Here is a 20,189-nt window from a genome sequence, read left to right as displayed (position 1 = left end):
TTTATTGTCGAATGCTTGCGCCCTTCGCCGTGCAATGCCGTGCAATCACAACAACATAGGAACCAGCCATGTCTGATATCCTGAAGAACGATGTGGACCCGATAGAAACGCTGGAGTGGCTTGCCTCTCTGGAATCCCTGCTGCGTGAAGAGGGTCCGCAACGCGCTCAGTTCATCCTTGAACAGTTGGCCGAGAAAGCCCGCGCAAGCGGTGTGGACGTGGCTGCCAAGGCAAATCGCGATTACATCAACACCATCCCGTCCAGCGATGAGCCGGACTACCCGGGTGACCTGGAGATGGAACGCCGCATTCGCGCCATCATCCGCTGGAACGCCATGATGATCGTGCTGCGCGCCTCCAAGAAAGACCTGGACCTGGGTGGTCACATGTCTTCCTTCGCTTCTTCTGCGACCATCTATGATGTCTGCTTCAACCACTTCTTCCGTGCTCGCAACGAGAAGGATGGTGGTGATCTGGTTTACTTCCAGGGTCACATCTCCCCGGGCATCTATGCTCGCGCCTTTGCTGAAGGTCGTCTGACCGAAGAGCAGCTGGACAACTTCCGTCAGGAAGTAGACGGCAAGGGTCTGCCTTCCTACCCGCACCCGAAACTGATGCCGGACTTCTGGCAGTTCCCGACCGTATCCATGGGTCTGGGCCCCATCGCCGCCATCTATCAGGCTCGCTTCCTGAAGTACCTGACCGACCGTGGCATCAAGGATTGCTCCGAGCAGACCGTTTACGCCTTCCTGGGTGACGGCGAGATGGACGAGCCGGAAGCCAAAGGTGCCCTGACCGTTGCCGTGCGTGAAAAGCTCGACAACCTGGTATTCGTGGTTAACTGCAACCTGCAGCGTCTGGATGGTCCGGTTGTCGGTAACGGCAAGGTCATCAACGAGCTGGAAGGCCTGTTCGCTGGCGCCGGTTGGGATGTCACCAAGGTTATCTGGGGTCGCAAGTGGGATGAGCTGCTGCGCAAGGATACTTCCGGCAAGCTGATCCAGCTGATGAACGAGACCGTGGACGGTGACTACCAGACCATGAAGTCCCGCGACGGTGGCTACATCCGCGAGCACTTCTTCAATCGTTATCCGGAAACTGCCGCGCTGGTCAAAGACATGACCGACGAGGAGATCTTCGCCCTGAACCGCGGTGGTCACGATCCTCGCAAACTGTTCGCTGCGTTCAACAAGGCGACCCAGACCAAGGGCAAGCCGACCGTTATTCTGGCCAAGACCATCAAGGGTTACGGCATGGGTGAAGCGGCTGAAGGCAAGAACATCGCTCACCAGGTCAAGAAGATGGAGCTGGACTCCGTGCGTCACCTGCGTGACCGCTTCAACCTGCCGGTGGCCGACGAGCAGCTGGCCGATCTGCCGTACCTGAAGATCGAAGAGGGCAGTGAAGAGCACAAGTACCTGCATGCTCGTCGTGCAGCCCTGAAAGGCTATCTGCCGACCCGTCTGCGCGAAAGCACCACCAAGCTGGAAATCCCGGCGCTGGATGCCTTCGGCCCGCTGTTGGGCGAGCAAGCGCGCGAAATCTCCACCACCATGGCGTTCGTGCGTTCCCTAAACGTGATGCTGAAAGACAAGTCCATCGGCAAGCGCATCGTTCCGATCCTCGCTGACGAAGCCCGTACCTTCGGTATGGAAGGTCTGTTCCGCCAGATCGGTATCTACAGCCCGCACGGTCAGCAGTACACCCCGCAAGACCGCGACATCGTCTCCTACTACAAGGAAGACAAGCAGGGTCAGGTTCTGCAAGACGGTATCAACGAGCTGGGCGCCATGTCCTCCTGGCTGGCTGCTGCGACCTCTTACAGCACCAACGATTGCCCGATGATCCCGTTCTACATCTACTACTCCATGTTCGGCTTCCAGCGGATCGGCGACATGGCGTGGGCAGCCGGTGACCAGCAAGCCCGTGGCTTCCTGCTGGGTGCAACCTCCGGTCGTACTACCCTGAACGGCGAAGGTCTGCAGCACGAAGATGGTCACAGCCACATCCTGGCGAACACCATCCCGAACTGCATCTCTTACGACCCGTCCTATGCCTATGAAGTGGCGGTGATCGTACAGGACGGCCTGCGCCGCATGTACGGTGAGAACCCGGAGAACGTGTTCTACTACATCACCACCCTGAACGAGAACTACGCCATGCCGGCCATGCCGGAAGGCGCCGAGGAAGGCATCCGCAAGGGTATCTACAAGCTGGAATCCGTCGCCGGTGCCAAGGCGAAAGTTCAGCTGCTGGGTTGTGGTTCCATCCTGGGGCACGTGCGCAAGGCTGCCCAGATCCTGGCCAGCGAGTACGGCATCGGTTCCGATGTGTTCAGCGTCACCTCCTTCAACGAGCTGGCCCGTGACGGTCAGGACGCGGATCGCTGGAACATGCTGCACCCGACCTCTGAAGCGCGTGTTCCCTACATCGCTCAGGTACTGGGTTCCGAAGCCACCATCGCTGCGACCGACTACATGAAGTCCTTCGCCGATCAGGTTCGCGCCTTCGTTCCGACCGAGAACTACCGCGTGCTGGGTACCGACGGTTACGGCCGTTCCGACAGCCGTGCCAACCTGCGTCGTCACTTCGAAGTGAACGAGTTCTACGTGGTGGTTGCTGCTCTGACCGAACTGGCCAAGCGCGGTGAGGTAGACAAGCAGGTTGTGGCCGACGCCATCGCCAAGTACGGCATCGATGCCGACAAGGTCAACCCGCTGTACGCGTAAGTGGATCAAGGGTCGCGCCGTCATGCGGCGCGACCCTGCCAGGATTTAAAACGGTTAACGCGAGATGTGCGTGGCGGCATCAACCAGTCACGCGGATCGACGCAAGAGGATAAAGCACAATGTCCAAACAGATTATGGTGCCGGATATCGGCGCCGATGAAGTTGAAGTCACCGAGATCATGGTGGCCGTGGGTGACAAGGTCGAGCTGGACCAGTCCATCATCGCGGTAGAAGGCGACAAGGCCTCCATGGAAGTACCGGCCCCGTCTGCCGGTATCGTTAAAGAGATCCTGATCAAGGTAGGCGACAAGGTTGCCACCGGTTCCCAGATCATGATCTTCGAAGCCGAAGGCGCTGCCGCCCCTGCTGAAGTGGCTGCACCGGCTGCCGCTGCTCCGGCCGCCGCACCTGCCGCTGCCGTGCGCAAAGATGTGCACGTACCGGACATCGGTGACGACGAAGTGGACGTGACTGAAATCATGGTTGCCGTGGGCGACATGGTTGAAGCCGACCAATCCATCATTGCCGTGGAAGGTGACAAGGCCTCCATGGAAGTGCCAGCGCCGTTTGCCGGTCGCGTGGTCGAGATCAAGGTTGCCGCTGGTGCCAAGGTCTCTACCGGTTCTCTGGTGATGGTATTTGAAGTGGCTGGCGCTGCGCCTGCTGCCGTTGCTGCTCCGGCTCAAGCTGCCGCGCCCGTGGCTGCTGCCCCGGTTGCCGCCGCTGCCAAAGAGGTCAACGTACCGGATATCGGTGGCGACGAAGTGGAAGTCACCGAGATCATGGTTGCCGTGGGTGACAAGGTTGAAGCTGACCAGTCCCTGATCGCCGTGGAAGGTGACAAGGCCTCCATGGAAGTGCCTGCGCCGTTCGCCGGTGTGGTCAAAGAGATCAAGGTGAAAGCGGGTGACAAGGTCTCCACCGGTTCCCTGATCATGGTCTTCGAAGTGGCTGGCGCTGCTCCTGCTGCCGCGCCGGTTGCTCAAGCTGCCGCCCCGGTCGCTGCAGCCCCTGTTGCCGCTGCTCCGGCTCCGGTTGCCCAGGCGGCTGCCGCTGCGACCGATTTCGTTGCCAACGACGCTTATGTACACGCCTCTCCGGCGGTACGCCGTCTGGCGCGCGAGTTCGGCGTCAACCTGGCCAAGGTGAAGGCCTCCGGTCGCAAGGGCCGCATCGTCAAAGAAGACGTGCAAGCCTACGTGAAGGATGCCATCAAGCGTGCCGAGTCCGCTCCTGCCTCTGCTGGCGTAGCCGGTGGCAACGGTCTGGGCGTCCTGCCGTGGCCGAAAGTAGACTTCAGCAAGTTCGGTGATGTGGAAGAGGTCGAGCTGACCCGCATCCAGAAGATCTCCGGTCCGAACCTGCACCGCAACTGGGTCATGATCCCTCATGTCACCCAGTTCGACGAAGCCGATACCACCGAGCTGGAAGCGTTCCGCAAAGAGCAGAATGCGATGCTCGAGAAGCAGAAGGCAGACGTGAAGATCACCCCGCTGGTGTTCATCCTGAAAGCCGCCGCCAAGGCGCTGGAAGCCCACCCGCGCTTCTGCAGCTCCCTGTCCGAAGATGGCAGCAAGCTGATCATGAAGAAGTACATCCACATCGGTGTGGCGGTAGATACCCCCAACGGTCTGGTTGTGCCCGTGGTGCGCGATGTTAACAAGAAGGGCATCATGGAGCTGTCTCGCGATCTGGCCGAGATCTCCAAGAAGGCCCGTGCCGGCAAGCTGACCGCTGCCGACATGCAGGGCGGTTGCTTCACCATCTCCAGCCTGGGTGGCATCGGCGGTACCAGCTTTACCCCGATCGTCAACGCGCCGGAAGTGGCCATCCTCGGTGTTTCCAAGTCCGAGATGAAGCCGAAGTGGAACGGCAAAGAGTTCGCGCCGCGCCTGATGCTGCCGCTGGCTCTGAGCTACGACCACCGCGTGATCGATGGTGCCGATGGGGCTCGCTTCATCACCACCATGAACGGCGTGCTGTCCGACATTCGTCGACTGGTCCTGTAAGTGAGAGGGCGGGCCCAGAGCCTGCCCTTTTTACTTCTCATTTCATTAACATGATCGTAAACTTGCCCCGTTTTTTTCACGGCTGCAGCCACCCGTTCCGGTATAAGACTGCGCTGTCCGGGGATATAAGAACGACAAAGAGGTCATGATGAGTAAAGAAATCAAAACCCAGGTCGTAGTACTGGGTGCTGGCCCTGCCGGTTATTCCGCTGCTTTCCGTGCAGCCGATCTGGGTCTGGATACTATTATCGTCGAGCGTTACTCCACCCTGGGTGGCGTCTGCCTGAACGTGGGCTGCATCCCCTCCAAGGCGCTGCTGCACGTTGCCAAAGTGATTGAAGAAGCCAAGGCGCTGGCCGAGCACGGCATTGTCTTCGGTGCCCCGCAGACCGACATCGACAAGATCCGTCTGTGGAAAGAGAAGGTTATCAACCAGCTGACCGGCGGTCTGGCTGGCATGGCCAAGATGCGTAAAGTTCAGGTTGTTAACGGCTTGGGTAAATTTACCGGCCCGAACACCCTGGAAGTTGAAGGTGCCGACGGCAAGACTACCGTGACCTTCGACAACGCCATCATCGCGGCCGGTTCCCGTCCGGTGAAGCTGCCGTTCATTCCCCACGATGACCCGCGCGTATGGGACTCTACCGATGCGCTGGAGCTGAAAACCGTTCCTGGCAAACTGCTGGTTATCGGTGGCGGCATCATCGGTCTGGAGATGGGTACCGTTTACTCCTCTCTGGGTTCCGAGATCGACGTGGTGGAATTTGCCGACCAGCTGGTTCCGGCTGCCGACAAAGACATCGTCAAGATCTATACCAAGCGTGTGGCCAAGAAATTCAACATCATGCTGGAGACCAAGGTCACCGCAGTTGAAGCGCGCGAAGACGGCCTGTACGTCTCCTATGAAGGCAAGCACGCCCCGGCCGAGCCGGTTCGTTACGACAACGTGTTGGTTGCCGTAGGCCGTGTGCCGAACGGCAAGATGCTGGATGCCGAGAAGGCAGGCGTTGCCGTGACCGAGCGCGGTTTCATCGAGGTGGACAAGCAGCTGCGTACCAACGTGGCGCACATCCACGCCATCGGTGACATCGTTGGTCAGCCGATGCTGGCACACAAAGGTGTTCACGAAGGTCACGTTGCCGCCGAAGTTATCGCCGGCAAGAAGCACTACTTCGACCCGAAAGTGATCCCGTCCATCGCCTACACCGAGCCAGAGATGGCATGGGTTGGTCTGACCGAGAAGGAAGCCAAGCAACAGGGCCTGAACTTCGAAGTCGCCACCTTCCCGTGGGCTGCTTCCGGTCGCGCCATCGCGTCCGACTGCTCCGACGGTATGACCAAGCTGATCTTCGACAAGGAGAGCGGCCGCGTCATCGGTGGTGCCATCGTGGGTACCAACGGCGGTGAACTGCTGGGTGAAATCGGTCTGGCCATCGAGATGGGTGCTGACGCCGAAGATATCGCGCTGACCATCCACGCTCACCCGACTCTGCACGAGTCCGTGGGTCTGGCTGCCGAAGTGTTCGAAGGCTCCATCACCGACCTGCCGAACGCCAAGGCCAAGAAGAAAAAGTAATCTTCTGCCATCTTCATGAAAAAGCCGCTCATTTGAGCGGCTTTTTGTTTTCGGGGTTTGGCTAAGAGGTTAGCAGCGCCCCTTCTTGGCCTGACCGGGCGGGCAGAAGGTGCCATAACCGCCACCACTGCCGTCACTGACCCGGATCCGGGTATCGTCTACGCTCACGTCAGCGCCGTGTACCCGCACCGGCCCGTTGCTGCAGGCGCTGAGCACTCCTCCCAGCAACACCATCACTATCAGTTTGCCCATAACTCCTCCTCATATTTCCCTGATTATGAGGCATTTCGAGAGCCGCATAACGGCGGTTGAATGGCCGTGCGTCACCGTTTGCCGTGGCTATGACAGAGGGTGCCGCAGCGCCCTCTGGTGAGTCTTCATAAGTGGGATGCAGACTACAGCCGGAAGTTGCCAACCAGCTTGTCCAGCTGACCGGAGAGCTGCTGCAGGCTGCGGCTCGATTCGGTCAGCTGGTGGGCGATATCGGCGGTCTCCATGGTGAGCTGGTTGATATCTTCCACGTTGCGGTTGATCTCGCCGACCACGCTGGACTGCTCCTCGGTGGCGGTGGCGACCTGGATGTTCATGTCGTTGATCTGGGTGATGTGGGCGGTGATCTGGCCGAGGGCTGCGTTGGCCTCATCGGCCTGGCTCACCACCTCCAGACTCTGGTTGCACCCCTGTGCCATGGCGCTGACGGCGCGGGCACTCTGCTCCTGCAAGCGGTTGATCATCCCCTGTATCTCGGCGGTCGAGGCGGCGGAGCGGTTGGCCAGATTGCGCACTTCATCTGCCACCACGGCGAAACCGCGACCCTGTTCACCGGCGCGAGCGGCCTCGATGGCGGCGTTCAGTGCCAGCAGGTTGGTCTGTTCCGAAATACTGCGAATGGTTTCGAGGATGCTGCCGATGGAGTCGGTCTGGCTCGCCAGCGACTCGATGACCCCAGCCACCTGCTCAATCTCGCCGGAGAGGTCGACGATGCCGTGGCGCGCCTGCGCTACCACTACTGCCCCTGCATCGGCCTGATCGTTGGCCTGTCTGGCTACTTCGGCTGCCAGCGAAGCGTTACCGGCGATCTCGCTCACCGTGGCCCCCATTTCGTGGATAGCGGTGGCCACCTGCACGGTGCGGTCACGCTGGGCAGTACAGTTGTGCTGGGTCAGCTGCGCCTTGTTGGCCACCTCGTTGGCGGTGGCCGCGAGCTGGCGGGAGTTCTCCGCCACCTGCTCGATGGAGCCGTGGATCTTGGCGACGAAGTTGTTGAAACCGGTGGCGACCTGACTCAGTTCGTCACGTCCTTCCACTTTCAGGCGCTGGGTGAGATCCCCATCGCCGCTGCCCAGCTCCTTGAACAGGCGGGCCAACTCGTTGAGCGGGCGGCTGACCGAGCCTGCCAGCAGCATCCCCATCAGCCCCATGGCCAGCGCAATCACCAGCGAGATCATCAGGATCTCGTTGCGGGTCTGATCCAGCTCGGCATAGATCTCGGCTTCTGGCACCTGGGCCACCAGATACCAGTCGAGCAGTGGGATATAGCTGCTGGCCAGTACCATGGACTCGCCATTGACTTCGGCGTTGATGACGGCAAAGGGACGTTTGGCCAGCAGGCTGCCGGTATCACCGCTGGCAATGTTGCCAAGCGTGTCACGCTCGATGCGGTTGGCCTCGGGGTGCAGCTTCACCTTGCCGCTGCCATCGACCATAAAGACGATGCCGCTCTCTTCCAGCCGGAAGTTGGAGACCATGGTCACCATGGTGTCGAGGGATTTGGCAAAGCCGGCCAACCCGCGCCCGTTGAGCTGCTGGAAGTTGACGAACAGCTTCACCTCGCCGTTGCTCTCGCGGAAGATGCTGAGGGTCATCTCCTTCTGGCTCTTGGTGTAGTCATAGAACCAGGCATCTTGCGTGGGGGTCAGGTTGCGCAGAAAGCCATCCTGGTTGTAGTAGGCGGCACTCTGACGATCGGCGAAGGAGGCGGTCACCAGACCATACTGGTTGGCCACATCCTTGAGCTGGTTGATGAGGATTGGCTCCTGCTCTTTGGGCATGCCCCGATCCACCCAGTCGAGGATGAAGCGGTCGGTGGCCAGTTGGCGTGCGGCCTGGGCGATGCCGTGGAGATCCTGTTCAATCTCCTTGCTGATCCGCTGGGTCAGGTTGGGGAGCTCCTGTTCGAACATCCGGTTTTCGATCAGTTGCTGGGCCGAGCGTTGGCTGAAGTAGCCTACCAGCAGGCAGGAGACGACCACGGCCAGAGTGACCGTGGCCAGTATTTTCTGTTTAAGAGTGAGGGTTGCCAGCATAAAGGTGCTCAAAAGGTTGAGATTGACGACGCTCATATTAGCGGCAGCGCGGCGCTACCCATGAGGCTTGCAGCCCTTTATTTGCGGATTACGTTTGCGCTCACAGGGGCGGCGGCGTGCCCCTTCGCCATGCAGCACAGGCGGGATGCGGATTGACGGTTGCGCTAACTGCCGGGCCCCTTATAGTAGAGGCCATCCTTGGTGACTGACCCTCTGAATAATATGGAAAATATGATGCGCAGCTTAGGTGCGGGATGGACCCGTCTGCTTTTGGTGATGCTGGCGGCCTGCCCGCTGCTGGCTGTGGCGGCACAGGGGGATCGCCCGAAGATTGCGGTGGTGCTCAGTGGCGGCGGCGCCAAGGGATCGGCCCATATCGGCATCCTCAAGGTGCTGGAGCAGAAACGGATTCCGGTCGACATCATAGTCGGCACCAGCATGGGCTCTTATGTGGCGGGGATGTACGCCATGGGGCTCAGTGCCGAGGAGGTGGAGCGCACTACCCTGGCCATCGACTGGAACAAGGGCTATCAGGACAAGGTGGGCCGCGACGAGCTGTCGTTGCGTAAAAAGCAGCAGAACGAGCAGTATCAGCTGCGCACCGATATCGGGGTGAATGGCGACACCACCCAGCTGCCGGACGGTTTTTTCCAGGGCCAATCCATGGCCAGCCTGCTGCGGGGGGCCACCTCCAACCTGCCGGTACAGGAGAGCTTCGACGATCTCCCCATTCCCTACCGCGCCATGGCGACCGACATGGAGACGGTCACCCCCTTTGTGCTGGATCGCGGCAGCCTGGCCAAGGCAATGCAGGCCTCCATGTCCATTCCCGGTGCCCTCAAGCCGGTGGAGTGGGAGGGGCACATCCTGGCGGACGGCGGTAGCGTCAACAACATGCCGGTGGATGTCGCCAAGGCAATGGGGGCCGACGTGGTGATCGCGGTGGATATCGGTGCCAAGCTGCGTACCCGTGAATCACTCAAGTCAGGGTTGGCGATGATCGACCAGCTCACCACCTACATGACCCAGGTGGGTACCGACAAGCAGAAGGCGCTGATGGGGCCGAAAGACATACTGATCGCTCCCGAGTTTGGCGATATGGGGATCGCCGACTTTGCCCGCATGCCGGAGGGGATCAAAATGGGTGAGGCGGCGGCGTACAAGGCGTCGCTGCAACTCGATAAGCTGTCGCTCACCAAGGCGCAGTACAACGCCTATCGCAACCAGAAGCTGAGCCGCCGTGCCGAGCGAAGTGGTCAACCCGCCTACTTCATCGACAAGGTGGAGATCATCAACAAGTCGCGCCTCTCCGACGAGACGGTGCACGCCATGCTGAAGGTTCGGCCGGACAAGATCCAGACCAACGAGAGTCTGGAGGCTGGCATTCGCCGCCTCTATGCGCTGGAGTCGTTTGACCGCATCACCTATGAAGTGGAGGAGCGCGATGGGGAGAACGTGCTGGTAGTGGATGCCAGCGAGAAGAACTGGGGGCCTGGTTACCTCAACTTCCAGTTCGGTTTCACCGATGACTTCGAGAATACCTCCAACTACAACGTCGGCATGTCCTACACCCTCACCAACGTCAACGAGTGGGGGGCCGAGTGGTTGACCGAGGCATCACTGGGCACGGCCAAACATATCAAGACCGACTTCTATACACCGCTGGAGCCCTCCCAGACCTTCTATGGCGAGGCGAGCCTGGCCTATGACCAGACCCAGAGAAGCCTCTTTAATCCGGATCCGGACGAACCGATATTTACCTATCTCGATACCGAGTACTCCTTCTTCAGCGCCGATCTGGCGGTCGGCTGGAATCGTCAGCCCTGGAGCCGCCTGTCTATGGGGCTGGAAGGGCAGACGGGCAGTATCGAGATCAAAAACTTCAAAGAGCTGCAAGGGGATGCCACGGCGTGGGGCCCCTATGTCCGCTTTGAACACGACAATCTGGATAGCCGCTATTTCCCCTATCAGGGGGTGAAGTGGGATATGAAACTGGGCCACTCCCACGTCAGTGTGGATGGACTCGAGTCGGCAGATGGCCGCAGTGAAGGCTGGAATTATCAACTCTCCATGATCAAGCCCTGGTCATGGGACAGGCACAGCCTCAACCTGATCCTCGAAGGGGGTGGCTCGGGCAGTGAAGAGGTGGTGCCACTGCATATTCAGGATCTGGGCGGGCTGTTCCGCCTCTCAGGTTTCCAGCGCTACCAGCTGAGCGGTCGCTACAGCCTGTTTGGTGGCCTGCGTTACATCTATCGGGTGGCAGACAATGACTTCGGTGCCCTCAAGATGCCGCTCTATCTGGGGGGATCTCTGGAGCAGGGCGGGGTCTGGAACAAGGGGGAGGATATCAGTCTGGAGAGCTCGTTTACCGCCGGGTCGGTTTATGTCGGGGTGGAGAGCTTCCTCGGCCCTGTGTTCCTCGGCTACGGCATGGCGGAGGGGGGCAATGACGTCTTCTATCTGCAATTGGGCAGTACGTTCGAATAATGCCGAAATGATGCCAATTTGTTAACTCTGGTTGAGGGCGTTCAATTAATTTTCAAAAAACACCAGTCTGTTTAATTGGTTACGATTTTGTGGTGAATAAGCAAACAGGGTTTGGATTTTAATTAGTCGTTAAAACTTATATAGTGGGGAGCACCCTACGGGGTGTCCCGCAAGGACGATCGCCGCGAGCCTGGGCGAACCCCAAAAAAAGACCAAAGAGGAATTAGTCGTGCTTGAAACATATCGTAAACACGTCGCAGAACGTGCCGCCGAGGGCGTGGTTGCCAAACCTCTGGATGCAGAGCAGGTCGCCGCCCTGGTTGAGCTGCTCAAGAACCCGCCCGCTGGCGAAGAAGACTTTCTGAAAGAGCTGTTGTCCTCCCGTATTCCCCCCGGTGTTGATGAAGCGGCCTATGTCAAAGCCGGTTTCCTCACCGCCGTCGCCAAGGGCGAAGCCCACTCTCCCATCCTGACTGCCGCCGAAGCCGTTGAACTGCTGGGCACCATGCAGGGTGGTTACAACATTCAACCGCTGATCGACCTGCTGGATCACGCCACCCTGGCGCCGCTTGCCGCCAAGGGGCTCTCCCACACCCTGCTGATGTTTGACTCCTTCCACGACGTGGAAGAGAAGGCCAAGGCGGGCAATGTCCACGCCAAACAGGTGATGCAGTCCTGGGCTGATGCCGAGTGGTTCCTCTCCCGCCCGGAGCTGGCCGAGAAGATCACCGTCACCGTGTTCAAGGTGACTGGCGAAACCAACACCGACGACCTCTCTCCGGCACCGGACGCCTGGTCCCGCCCGGACATTCCGCTGCACGCGCTGGCGATGCTGAAAAACGCCCGTCCCGGCATTACCCCGGACAAGGATGGCGCCGTCGGCCCCATCAAGACCATCGATGCCCTGAAAGAGAAAGGCTTCCCGCTGGCCTATGTGGGTGACGTGGTCGGTACCGGTTCTTCCCGTAAATCCGCCACCAACTCGGTGCTCTGGTTTATGGGTGACGACATTCCGTTCGTGCCGAACAAGCGCGCTGGCGGTGTCTGTCTGGGTGGCAAGATTGCCCCGATCTTCTTCAACACCATGGAAGATGCCGGCGCACTCCCTATCGAAGTGGACGTCTCCAAGCTGGAAATGGGCGATGTGATCGACATCTACCCCTATGCCGGCAAGATCTGCAAACACGGCACCGAACAGGTGCTGGCGCAGTTTGAACTGAAAACCGACGTGCTGATCGACGAAGTGCGCGCCGGTGGCCGTATCCCGCTGATCATCGGCCGCGGCCTGACCGACAAGGCCCGCGAAGCGCTGGGGCTGCCGTTCTCTACCGTATTCCGTCGCTCGCAGCCGGTGGCCGATACCGGTAAAGGCTTCACCCTGGCCCAGAAGATGGTGGGCAAGGCGTGCGGCGTGAAGGGCATTCGCCCGGGCACTTACTGCGAGCCCAAGATGACTACGGTCGGCTCCCAGGACACCACGGGCCCGATGACCCGCGACGAGCTCAAAGATCTGGCCTGCCTCGGCTTCTCCGCCGATCTGACCATGCAGTCCTTCTGCCACACCGCGGCCTATCCGAAGCCCATCGACGTACAGACCCACCACACCCTCCCGGACTTCATCATGAACCGCGGCGGTGTGAGCTTGCGTCCGGGTGACGGCGTCATCCACTCCTGGCTGAACCGCATGCTGCTGCCGGATACCGTGGGTACCGGTGGTGACTCCCACACCCGTTTCCCCATCGGCATCTCCTTCCCGGCGGGCTCCGGTCTGGTGGCTTTCGCCGCCGCTACCGGCGTGATGCCGCTGGACATGCCGGAATCCGTGCTGGTGCGCTTCAAGGGCGAGCTGCAGCCGGGCATCACCCTGCGTGATCTGGTCCATGCCATCCCCTACGCCGCCATCCAGAAAGGGCTGCTGACCGTCGAGAAAGCGGGCAAGAAGAACATCTTCTCCGGTCGCATCCTCGAGATCGAAGGTCTGCCGACCCTGAAAGTGGAACAGGCATTCGAACTGGCGGACGCCAGCGCCGAGCGCTCCGCTGCCGGTTGCACCATCAAGCTGGATAAAGAGCCGATTATCGAGTATCTGAAGTCCAACATCGTGATGCTGAAATGGATGCTCTCCGAAGGCTACGGTGACGTGCGCACCATCACCCGTCGCATCAAGGGGATGGAAGAGTGGCTGGCCAACCCGACCCTGATGGAAGCGGACAAGGATGCCGAGTACGCCGAAATCATCGAGATCGATCTGGCCACCATCAAGGAGCCGATCCTGTGTGCGCCGAACGATCCGGACGATGCCCGTCTGCTGAGCGACGTGGCTGGCGACAAGATCGACGAGGTGTTCATCGGTTCCTGTATGACCAACATCGGTCACTTCCGTGCCGCCGGCAAACTGCTCGAGAAGTATCAGGGCGAGCTGCCGACCCGTATGTGGATCGCACCGCCCACCAAGATGGACAAGGATCAGCTGACCGAAGAGGGCTACTACGGCATCTTTGGTCGCGTCGGTGCCCGCATCGAGATCCCGGGCTGCTCCCTCTGCATGGGCAACCAGGCGCGGGTAGCGGAAGGGGCCTCCGTGGTTTCTACCTCCACCCGTAACTTCCCGAACCGTCTGGGTAAAGGTGCCAACGTCTATCTGGCCTCAGCAGAGCTGGCCGCCGTTGCCGCCATCCTCGGCAAGATCCCGACCGTGGCGGAGTACCTGCAGTACGCCAAGGCGCTCGATGCCACTGCGGCAGATACTTACCGCTACCTCAACTTCAACGAGATCGCCTCCTACACCAAGAAGGCCGATGCGGTGATCCTGCAACAAGCTGTCTGAGTGAATGGCAGAGAGAGCCCTTTCAGGGGCTCTGTGTAGGCCAATAAAAATGCCGCGTAGCTACGCGGCATTTTTCATTTATGGGGATCTTGCATTCATACGGACGGTTAGAGTCGGGTCATCGCCTCTCTCTTGTCACCAGTCATAACGAAGTGAAGTTCCCCTCCGGCCCTGATCTCGCTGTGCTCGAAGGTCAGATCCCCCGATAGCGGCTTGTCGTTGATGGTGACAGACTTCACGTACTTGTTGTGAGGGCTGTTGTTGTCGGCGGTGATCCTGAAGGTCCCGTCCTTCACCGCGATCGTCACCTCATCGAACAGTGGGCGGCCGATGCTGTAGTGCAGGGAGGCAGGGGTCACCTGATAGAACCCCATGGCCGACATGATGTACCAGGCTGACATCTGCCCCACGTCTTCGTTGCCGATCAGGCCCGTTGGCTTGGTGGTATAGAACTCGTTCATGATCCGATCGAGATACTCCTGAGTTTTCCACGGTTCATCGGTCATGTTGTAGAGGTAGGGGATATGGTGGGATGGTTCATTGCCATGCATGTACTGGCCGATATAGCCAGTCAGATCAGGCAAGACCTCCCCGGTGTTTGATGAGCGGGCATTGAATAGTTCATCGAGATCCTCGCGCAGACCCTTTTCTCCACCCACTTCCTGTTTGAGCCACTGGAAGGCATGCAGTGGCTGGAATTTCCATTGCCAGCTGTTGCCCTCGGTGTAGGCGAACTCGTCCACATAGTAGGGATCAAACGGCAATAGCGGACAGACGCGCATCTCTACGCTGGTACCATCCGGCTTGTTGACCATTTCCAGCTTGCAGTCAGGTGATTTTTCATCGACTGGCTGATTGAATTGACTTGCCGGGCGGTGCGGGTTCCAGCTGTCAGGGTGGTTTTTGGGGCGGAAGAAACCAGTCTTGGCATCCCAGTGGTACAGGTAGTTGTCCGAGCGTTTGAGAAACTCCTGCTGAACCTTGTTGTTGCCCGCCATACGAGCGATTTCCGAGAGAGCCCAGTCACCATAGGCAAACTCCAGAGTGTAGGAGGCGGAGTTCCAATATCCCCAGTGTACATAGCCGTTCTGCTCATAAACCTCGAGCTGGGCAATGCTGGCTGCGCCGATGTTTTGGTCTTCGGTCCAGTCGGGGAACTCCTCCTTTTTGTGATAGCGAGCGGTAAATTCGGCAGCCTCCAACGCCTCCTGGGGATCCACATTCAGGCCCTTGGCCATGGCATCCGCGATGATGGAGATAGCAGGAAAGCCTATCATGGTGCCTGTGTAGTGACCGTGCAGCTCCCACTTGGGCAGAATGCCGCCATCTTTGTACTTGCGGATCAGGTCGTTGACATACTCCTCTGCTTTGCGGGGATTGATGATGGTCTGCAGCGGATGCTGGGCCCGGAAGGTGTCCCACATGGAGTAGACGGAGTAGTTGGGGATGGCCCCGGCATCCTTGATCTCCTGAGTGCGCATGGCGCGGTACTTGCCATCCACATCCTGGAAGATCATCGGTGCAATTTGAGAGTGATACATGGCGGTGTAGAAGATCTCTTTTTGAGTCTGAGTGCCCCCCCTCACTTTCACTTTTTCCAGCTCGCCATGCCAAGCCTGCTGGTTGCTGGCTACCTGCTCCTCGAAACCCCAACCCGGCACCTCGGTTTCCAGATTTTTCTGTGCCCCTTCAACCCCGGTGGGGGAGATCCCGACCTTCAGCTCGAGTGGTTGTTCACTGGGGCTGAAAGTCAGATATGCGATGGTTTTAGTTCCCCTGAATGCATCCTGTGTCAAGGTCGTTTCGGTTGTTACGCCATCGACAACGATGCTGGCTTTGACCACTGGCTGGCTGAATTTTGCGTAGAAATAGATGTGCTGGTTATTGGCCCAGCCATCCGAACTGCGCTTGCCGCGAATGGTGTATTCATCGACAAACTCGATATCACCAATAGTGGTACGATTACCCCAGCTCTTATTCAGGGTATGATCAAGGTCGATTTTAATTGCAGGGGTGCTGCCTTTGGTGAAGGTATATTTGTGATATCCAACCCGGGCTGACGTTGTTAACTCTGCCTTGATTTTTCCGTTGTTAAGAATGACGGAGTAGTAGCCCGCCTCTGCTTGTTCATTGGATTTGTCAAATGTGTTGTAAGTAGTGTCGTTTTTATCGGTAAACGGCAAAACTAGAATATCACCAAGATCAGTAATGCCAGTGCCTGACAAATGGGTGTGAGAGAAGCCATAAACTGGAATATCTGATCGCTTGCCATGGTCAAAATAACCTGCCGCAGAGCCCCACCCCTCCATCTCTGTATCAGGGGAGAGCTGCACCAGCCCACCCGGGTAGACGGCTCCTGGAAAGGTATGGCCATCGGCACCGGTGCCGATCAATGGGTTTATATACCGGATGAGCGATTTATCAGGTGTCGGACGAACGTTGTCAGAAATGGTGGTCGAATCACTATCACAGCCAGATAGTGCTATGGTGAGAGCTATGACCAGTGGCGTTAGTTTACTTTTCATGACCTGACTCCTTGGCAAGGTTATATCATTTATGATTGTGCAATATCTTTCTTCGCCAATATTTGGCAACGGTTGATGTGGTTATGGATAGGATTCCAATATCTACAGGTGAGTTTAATGGTTGGCAAATATCATCATTTGATGTTCTTTGTTTTGGTGAGTTGATATTAAGAGTGTGTTGATTGAACGAGTAGATTAATTATGTTGCATTTACTGGATTATTATGACGGTTATTCAGTAGTGTGAATTAGATCACCAATGCTATTCAGGAAGGTTTTTCTAGGTTATTTCCAACTGGCAGAGTGAACCTTTCCGGCAAGTAGTTAACCTTTGCTGCGGGACGGTTGGGAAATGGATTGCAAGAGCAGAAGATGCGTCAGATGAGTTTGAACCGTTCGGGGCCTTTTGCTGCAGCGTTCATTCCTGAGTAAACCTTATAGTTCGTTTTATACACGCTTTACGTTATGTTGTCTGGTTATGACCGGTCGCGAAAATAGTGCTTTGCTATCGGTGTGAGTTAACTTCTTTTTTCTTTGGCTTGTGCGGGCTGGCCCGACGAATTGCGGCGTGGTTCTTTATGTTTCTGTTCAGGATCGATCTCTCCCGAACCGGGTTACGCTTCGGCGGTGCCTTGCTGGTCTTTACCCTGCCGCTGCTGGTGGGAGCTTGGCTCATCCACAGCAATTATGTGCAGGAGCTGAAAGCGGAATCCAGCGCCTCGGCCCACAAGGCCAGAACCCTGATGGAGTCGATGCTAGATCATGCGGAGCAGGCCAATCGCTCCGTGCTGCCCTTGGTGAATGCTCCCTGTCGCGACAACCTGCTGGTGCTGCGCAAGAAGGTCGCCATCGAGCCTTTCCTGCGTTCGGTCAATCTGGTGCGAAACGGCATCATCAATTGCACTTCGCTGTTTGGTGAGGCCAATGATGCCGATGACGGCTCCATCTACACTGGCCGCAAGCTGCTGCTGATGAGTGGCAACCGGGTGCGGCAAAATCACCCGCTGCTGGTGGTGCGCACCGAACAGGGGAAGGATGCTGCCTTGAGCGCCATCGACAGTACCCAGCTCAGCTTCATGCTCTCCATGAGCGGAAAATCCAGTGCGCTCTATCTGCAGGTGGGGTCGGCCTGGCTCAATGAGTCTGGCCGCTATCTGAGCGAGGCGCCCACCCTCCATCGCGGGATCAGCCAGGCCCTCACCTCATCCCATTATCCTTTCACCATCCATGCCGGTTATGCCATGCCGGTCTACTGGAAGTCGCTGTGGGCCGCGCGGCATGTGGCGCTGTCGTGGCTGGCGGTTTCCTCGCTTTTGCTGGCCTGGCTGGTGTGGTGGGTGCTGGGGCGGCCCGGCTCGCCAACAGATGAGTTGCGACGTGCCCTGCGGGCCAGGGAGTTTGTTCCCTATCTGCAGCCGCTGATTGCCAGCCACGACGGCAAGATGATGGGCGCCGAGGTGCTGATGCGCTGGGAACATGTTAATGAAGGGGTGATCCGGCCCGATCTCTTTATTCCGCAAGCGGAGGAGTCGGGACTGATCGTCCCCATGACCACCCATATCATGAAGCAGGTGGCGACACGGTTGAACCGCTCTCAGGAGCAGTTGCCCGACGGGTTTCATATCAGCTTCAACATCAGCGCCGCCCATTGCCACGATTTTGCCCTGCTGGCCGAGTGTCGCGCTTTCCTCGGTCACTTTGTTCCCGGCAAGGTGGTACTGGTGCTGGAACTGACCGAGCGGGAGCTGTTGATGTCAGATCCCCAGACCCTCTCCCTGTTCCGCCAGCTGGACGAGATGGGGGTCAAACTTGCTATCGACGACTTTGGCACCGGCCACTCCAGCCTGGCTTACCTGCAGCAGTTTCATGTGGATTACCTCAAGATCGACAAATCCTTTATCGCCCGCATCGGTACCGAGTCGCTCTCGGAGCATATTGTGGATAACGTGATCGATCTGGCGACCCGGCTCGGTCTGGCGCTGGTGGCGGAAGGGGTGGAGAGCGAGCGTCAGGCTGACTACCTCAGGGCCAAGGGGGTCGACTATCTGCAGGGGTACCTGTTTGCCCGCCCCATGCCGCTGCGCCAGTTCTGCGAGGAGCTGCTGCCGGAAGAGGCTCAGACCCGCCAGCCAGATGGGGTACGAGGCATCCCGAACGCCACCTGATCTATCGGTGACAGACGGGCGGCCACGTTCCCCTCTGGCAGGGTAGGGAAGTGCTCTCTCCCTATCCCCCCTCGAGTGCAGGGGCTTGTTTTTCATGCCTTGCGGCTCGCTTTTCGGTAGAATCAGCGCTCATTTTGACGTCAGTAAAAGATGAGGCGCGGTATGACGGTTCAGTTCCAGGCATTTCACAGCATCAAGGCGATTGGTAATCGGGAGGTGCTGTTCAACTGGTCGAGAACCAATCCCCTCGGGGCGCTGGATCAGGTGTGGCGCCCGAAAAGCCGCGACGAGCTGCAAGCGCTGCTGCGGGAACACCCCGAACGCAAGCTGCGCCTTATCGGCTCCGGCCTCTCCTTCGAACCCATCCACAGCGTCTATGCCGAGGGCAGTCAGGCGCTGCTGGTGGACTTGCACCACCTGCGCGGCCAGCTGGCCAAAACCGCCGATACCGTGACCTATCAGGCGGGTACGCCGCTCGATACCGTTTATGCCGAGCTGATCGCCATGGAGCGGATGCTGCCCGCATCCCCGGGCGTTATCGGCATCCAGACCCTGGGCGGCGCCCTCAGCACCGGCACCCACGGTCAGGGGCTGCACCAGTCTGCCCTGTGCGATGCGGTGGAGGCGATGACGGTGATGCTGGCCAGTGGCGACATCATCCTGGTGGATCGCACCGACCCGCGCTTCGGTGCCTTCGTGATGGGAATGGGGATGCTCGGCATCCTGCTCGACGTCACCCTGCGCACCGTGCCCAACCGCATTATGCGCTGCACCAAGTTCACCACCGATTACCCCTTCCTGCTGGAGCACAACGAACGGCTCAACCGCGAGCATGGCTTTGTGAAGAGCTGGTGGTTTGCCTGGACCGGCGAGAGTCACATCTGGCTGGTGGACCCTGCCTCCGATGAGGAGGTGGCCCGTTATCGCGCCGGTGGTAGCGAGCCGCTGCTGCTGGATGGCGATATCGACGCCCGCATGAATGCCACCATTGATGCCACTTTGCAGAAGATGGCGAAAGACACCAAGGATGAGGCGTTGGCGGGGGAGCACTTCGAGACGGTGCGCCGCTTCAAGGATGCCTCCGATCTGGTGGGCAACGTCTACCAGATCCTCTGCAAGGGGATCCCGGCACCTCAGATCAACTGTGAGGTGGCGGTGCCGCTTCATCGCATGAACGAGGCACTGGAGACCCTGCAGGCGTGGCAGGAGGCCAATCCGGGCGTGCTGCACTATCCCTTTATCCTGCGTTGTACCGGCCCTTCCGAGGCCTGGCTCAGCGCCGCTTACGGCCAGCCGGTCTGCTGGATCGGTTTTCTGGTCTATCTGGCGGCGGACGGCACCTTCGTCAACGGCTCCATGGAGCAGATGCGCGAGCTGCAGCAACTTCTGGCGCCCCTTGGCGGCATCCCCCACTTCGGCAAGCATCTGGCGATGGATCTCTACGACTTCCCGGCCCTGTTGCCGCGTTGGAACGACTTCGTGGCGTTGAAAGCCGAGCTCGACCCCCACGGCCGCTTTGAAAACCGCTGGCTCAGCGACCTGTTTGCCAACCGGTAAGGATCT

Annotated in this window: 10 protein-coding genes; 7 read left to right on the top strand and 3 right to left on the bottom strand. The window is 58.8% G+C overall.

Features of this window, described 5'->3' with window-relative positions:
* Positions 1-68: 68 nt before the first annotated feature.
* The 3 genes from aceE to lpdA all read left to right on the top strand — a co-directional run bounded on the left by aceE (position 69) and on the right by lpdA (position 6,314).
* Positions 69-2,729 (top strand): pyruvate dehydrogenase (acetyl-transferring), homodimeric type, encoded by a 2,661-nt coding sequence (gene aceE / locus G5358_RS06485; RefSeq protein ID WP_270905385.1) that lies wholly within the window; start codon positions 69-71, stop codon positions 2,727-2,729.
* A 119-nt stretch (positions 2,730-2,848) separates the two neighbouring features.
* A complete protein-coding gene (gene aceF, locus G5358_RS06480) occupies positions 2,849-4,738 on the top strand; it encodes a pyruvate dehydrogenase complex dihydrolipoyllysine-residue acetyltransferase (RefSeq protein WP_204419767.1) in 1,890 nt (629 codons plus the stop codon).
* Between the two features lie 148 nt (positions 4,739-4,886).
* Positions 4,887-6,314: a dihydrolipoyl dehydrogenase gene (lpdA, locus tag G5358_RS06475; RefSeq protein WP_005336123.1), complete on the top strand. Its 1,428-nt coding sequence runs from the start codon at positions 4,887-4,889 to the stop codon at positions 6,312-6,314.
* Positions 6,315-6,383: 69 nt separating this feature from the next.
* On the opposite strand, the gene G5358_RS06470 is transcribed toward lpdA, so the two are convergent.
* Positions 6,384-6,566: a hypothetical protein gene (locus G5358_RS06470; protein ID WP_216952195.1), complete on the bottom strand. Its 183-nt coding sequence runs from the start codon at positions 6,564-6,566 to the stop codon at positions 6,384-6,386.
* Positions 6,567-6,709: 143 nt separating this feature from the next.
* Entirely contained in the window at positions 6,710-8,620 is a 1,911-nt protein-coding gene (locus G5358_RS06465; RefSeq protein WP_421323822.1) for a methyl-accepting chemotaxis protein, read from the bottom strand.
* A 234-nt stretch (positions 8,621-8,854) separates the two neighbouring features.
* Between G5358_RS06465 and G5358_RS06460 the strand changes: the two genes are divergently transcribed.
* Entirely contained in the window at positions 8,855-11,110 is a 2,256-nt protein-coding gene (locus tag G5358_RS06460; RefSeq protein WP_421323824.1) for a patatin-like phospholipase family protein, read from the top strand.
* A 229-nt stretch (positions 11,111-11,339) separates the two neighbouring features.
* A complete protein-coding gene (acnB, locus tag G5358_RS06455) occupies positions 11,340-13,937 on the top strand; it encodes a bifunctional aconitate hydratase 2/2-methylisocitrate dehydratase (protein WP_421323821.1) in 2,598 nt (865 codons plus the stop codon).
* A gap of 107 nt (positions 13,938-14,044) precedes the next feature.
* On the opposite strand, the gene G5358_RS06450 is transcribed toward acnB, so the two are convergent.
* Positions 14,045-16,462 carry a GH92 family glycosyl hydrolase gene (locus tag G5358_RS06450; protein WP_216954456.1) on the bottom strand — a complete coding sequence of 806 codons (2,418 nt, stop codon included), beginning with the start codon at positions 16,460-16,462 and terminating at the stop codon, positions 14,045-14,047.
* A 577-nt stretch (positions 16,463-17,039) separates the two neighbouring features.
* On the opposite strand from G5358_RS06450, the gene G5358_RS06445 reads away from it, so the two are divergent.
* Positions 17,040-18,626, top strand: coding sequence for an EAL domain-containing protein (locus tag G5358_RS06445; protein ID WP_088868335.1), 1,587 nt, complete (start codon positions 17,040-17,042; stop codon positions 18,624-18,626).
* A gap of 162 nt (positions 18,627-18,788) precedes the next feature.
* A complete protein-coding gene (locus G5358_RS06440) occupies positions 18,789-20,183 on the top strand; it encodes a D-arabinono-1,4-lactone oxidase (protein WP_421323820.1) in 1,395 nt (464 codons plus the stop codon).
* Positions 20,184-20,189: the final 6 nt, after the last annotated feature.

Origin of the sequence: Aeromonas sp. 604176, from assembly GCF_049170755.1 — a bacterium.
In the GTDB taxonomy this organism is placed as follows: domain Bacteria; phylum Pseudomonadota; class Gammaproteobacteria; order Enterobacterales; family Aeromonadaceae; genus Aeromonas; species Aeromonas veronii_A.
This window is presented reverse-complemented; position numbering and strand designations above follow the sequence as displayed.

Coding starts and splice junctions, on each gene's coding strand:
- aceE (WP_270905385.1), top strand. CDS start 69: ATGTCTGATATCCTGAAGAACGATGTGGACCCGATAGAAACGCTGGAG.
- aceF (WP_204419767.1), top strand. CDS start 2,849: ATGTCCAAACAGATTATGGTGCCGGATATCGGCGCCGATGAAGTTGAA.
- lpdA (WP_005336123.1), top strand. CDS start 4,887: ATGAGTAAAGAAATCAAAACCCAGGTCGTAGTACTGGGTGCTGGCCCT.
- G5358_RS06470 (WP_216952195.1), bottom strand. CDS start 6,566: ATGGGCAAACTGATAGTGATGGTGTTGCTGGGAGGAGTGCTCAGCGCC.
- G5358_RS06465 (WP_421323822.1), bottom strand. CDS start 8,620: ATGCTGGCAACCCTCACTCTTAAACAGAAAATACTGGCCACGGTCACT.
- G5358_RS06460 (WP_421323824.1), top strand. CDS start 8,855: ATGCGCAGCTTAGGTGCGGGATGGACCCGTCTGCTTTTGGTGATGCTG.
- G5358_RS06450 (WP_216954456.1), bottom strand. CDS start 16,462: ATGAAAAGTAAACTAACGCCACTGGTCATAGCTCTCACCATAGCACTA.
- G5358_RS06445 (WP_088868335.1), top strand. CDS start 17,040: ATGTTTCTGTTCAGGATCGATCTCTCCCGAACCGGGTTACGCTTCGGC.
- G5358_RS06440 (WP_421323820.1), top strand. CDS start 18,789: ATGACGGTTCAGTTCCAGGCATTTCACAGCATCAAGGCGATTGGTAAT.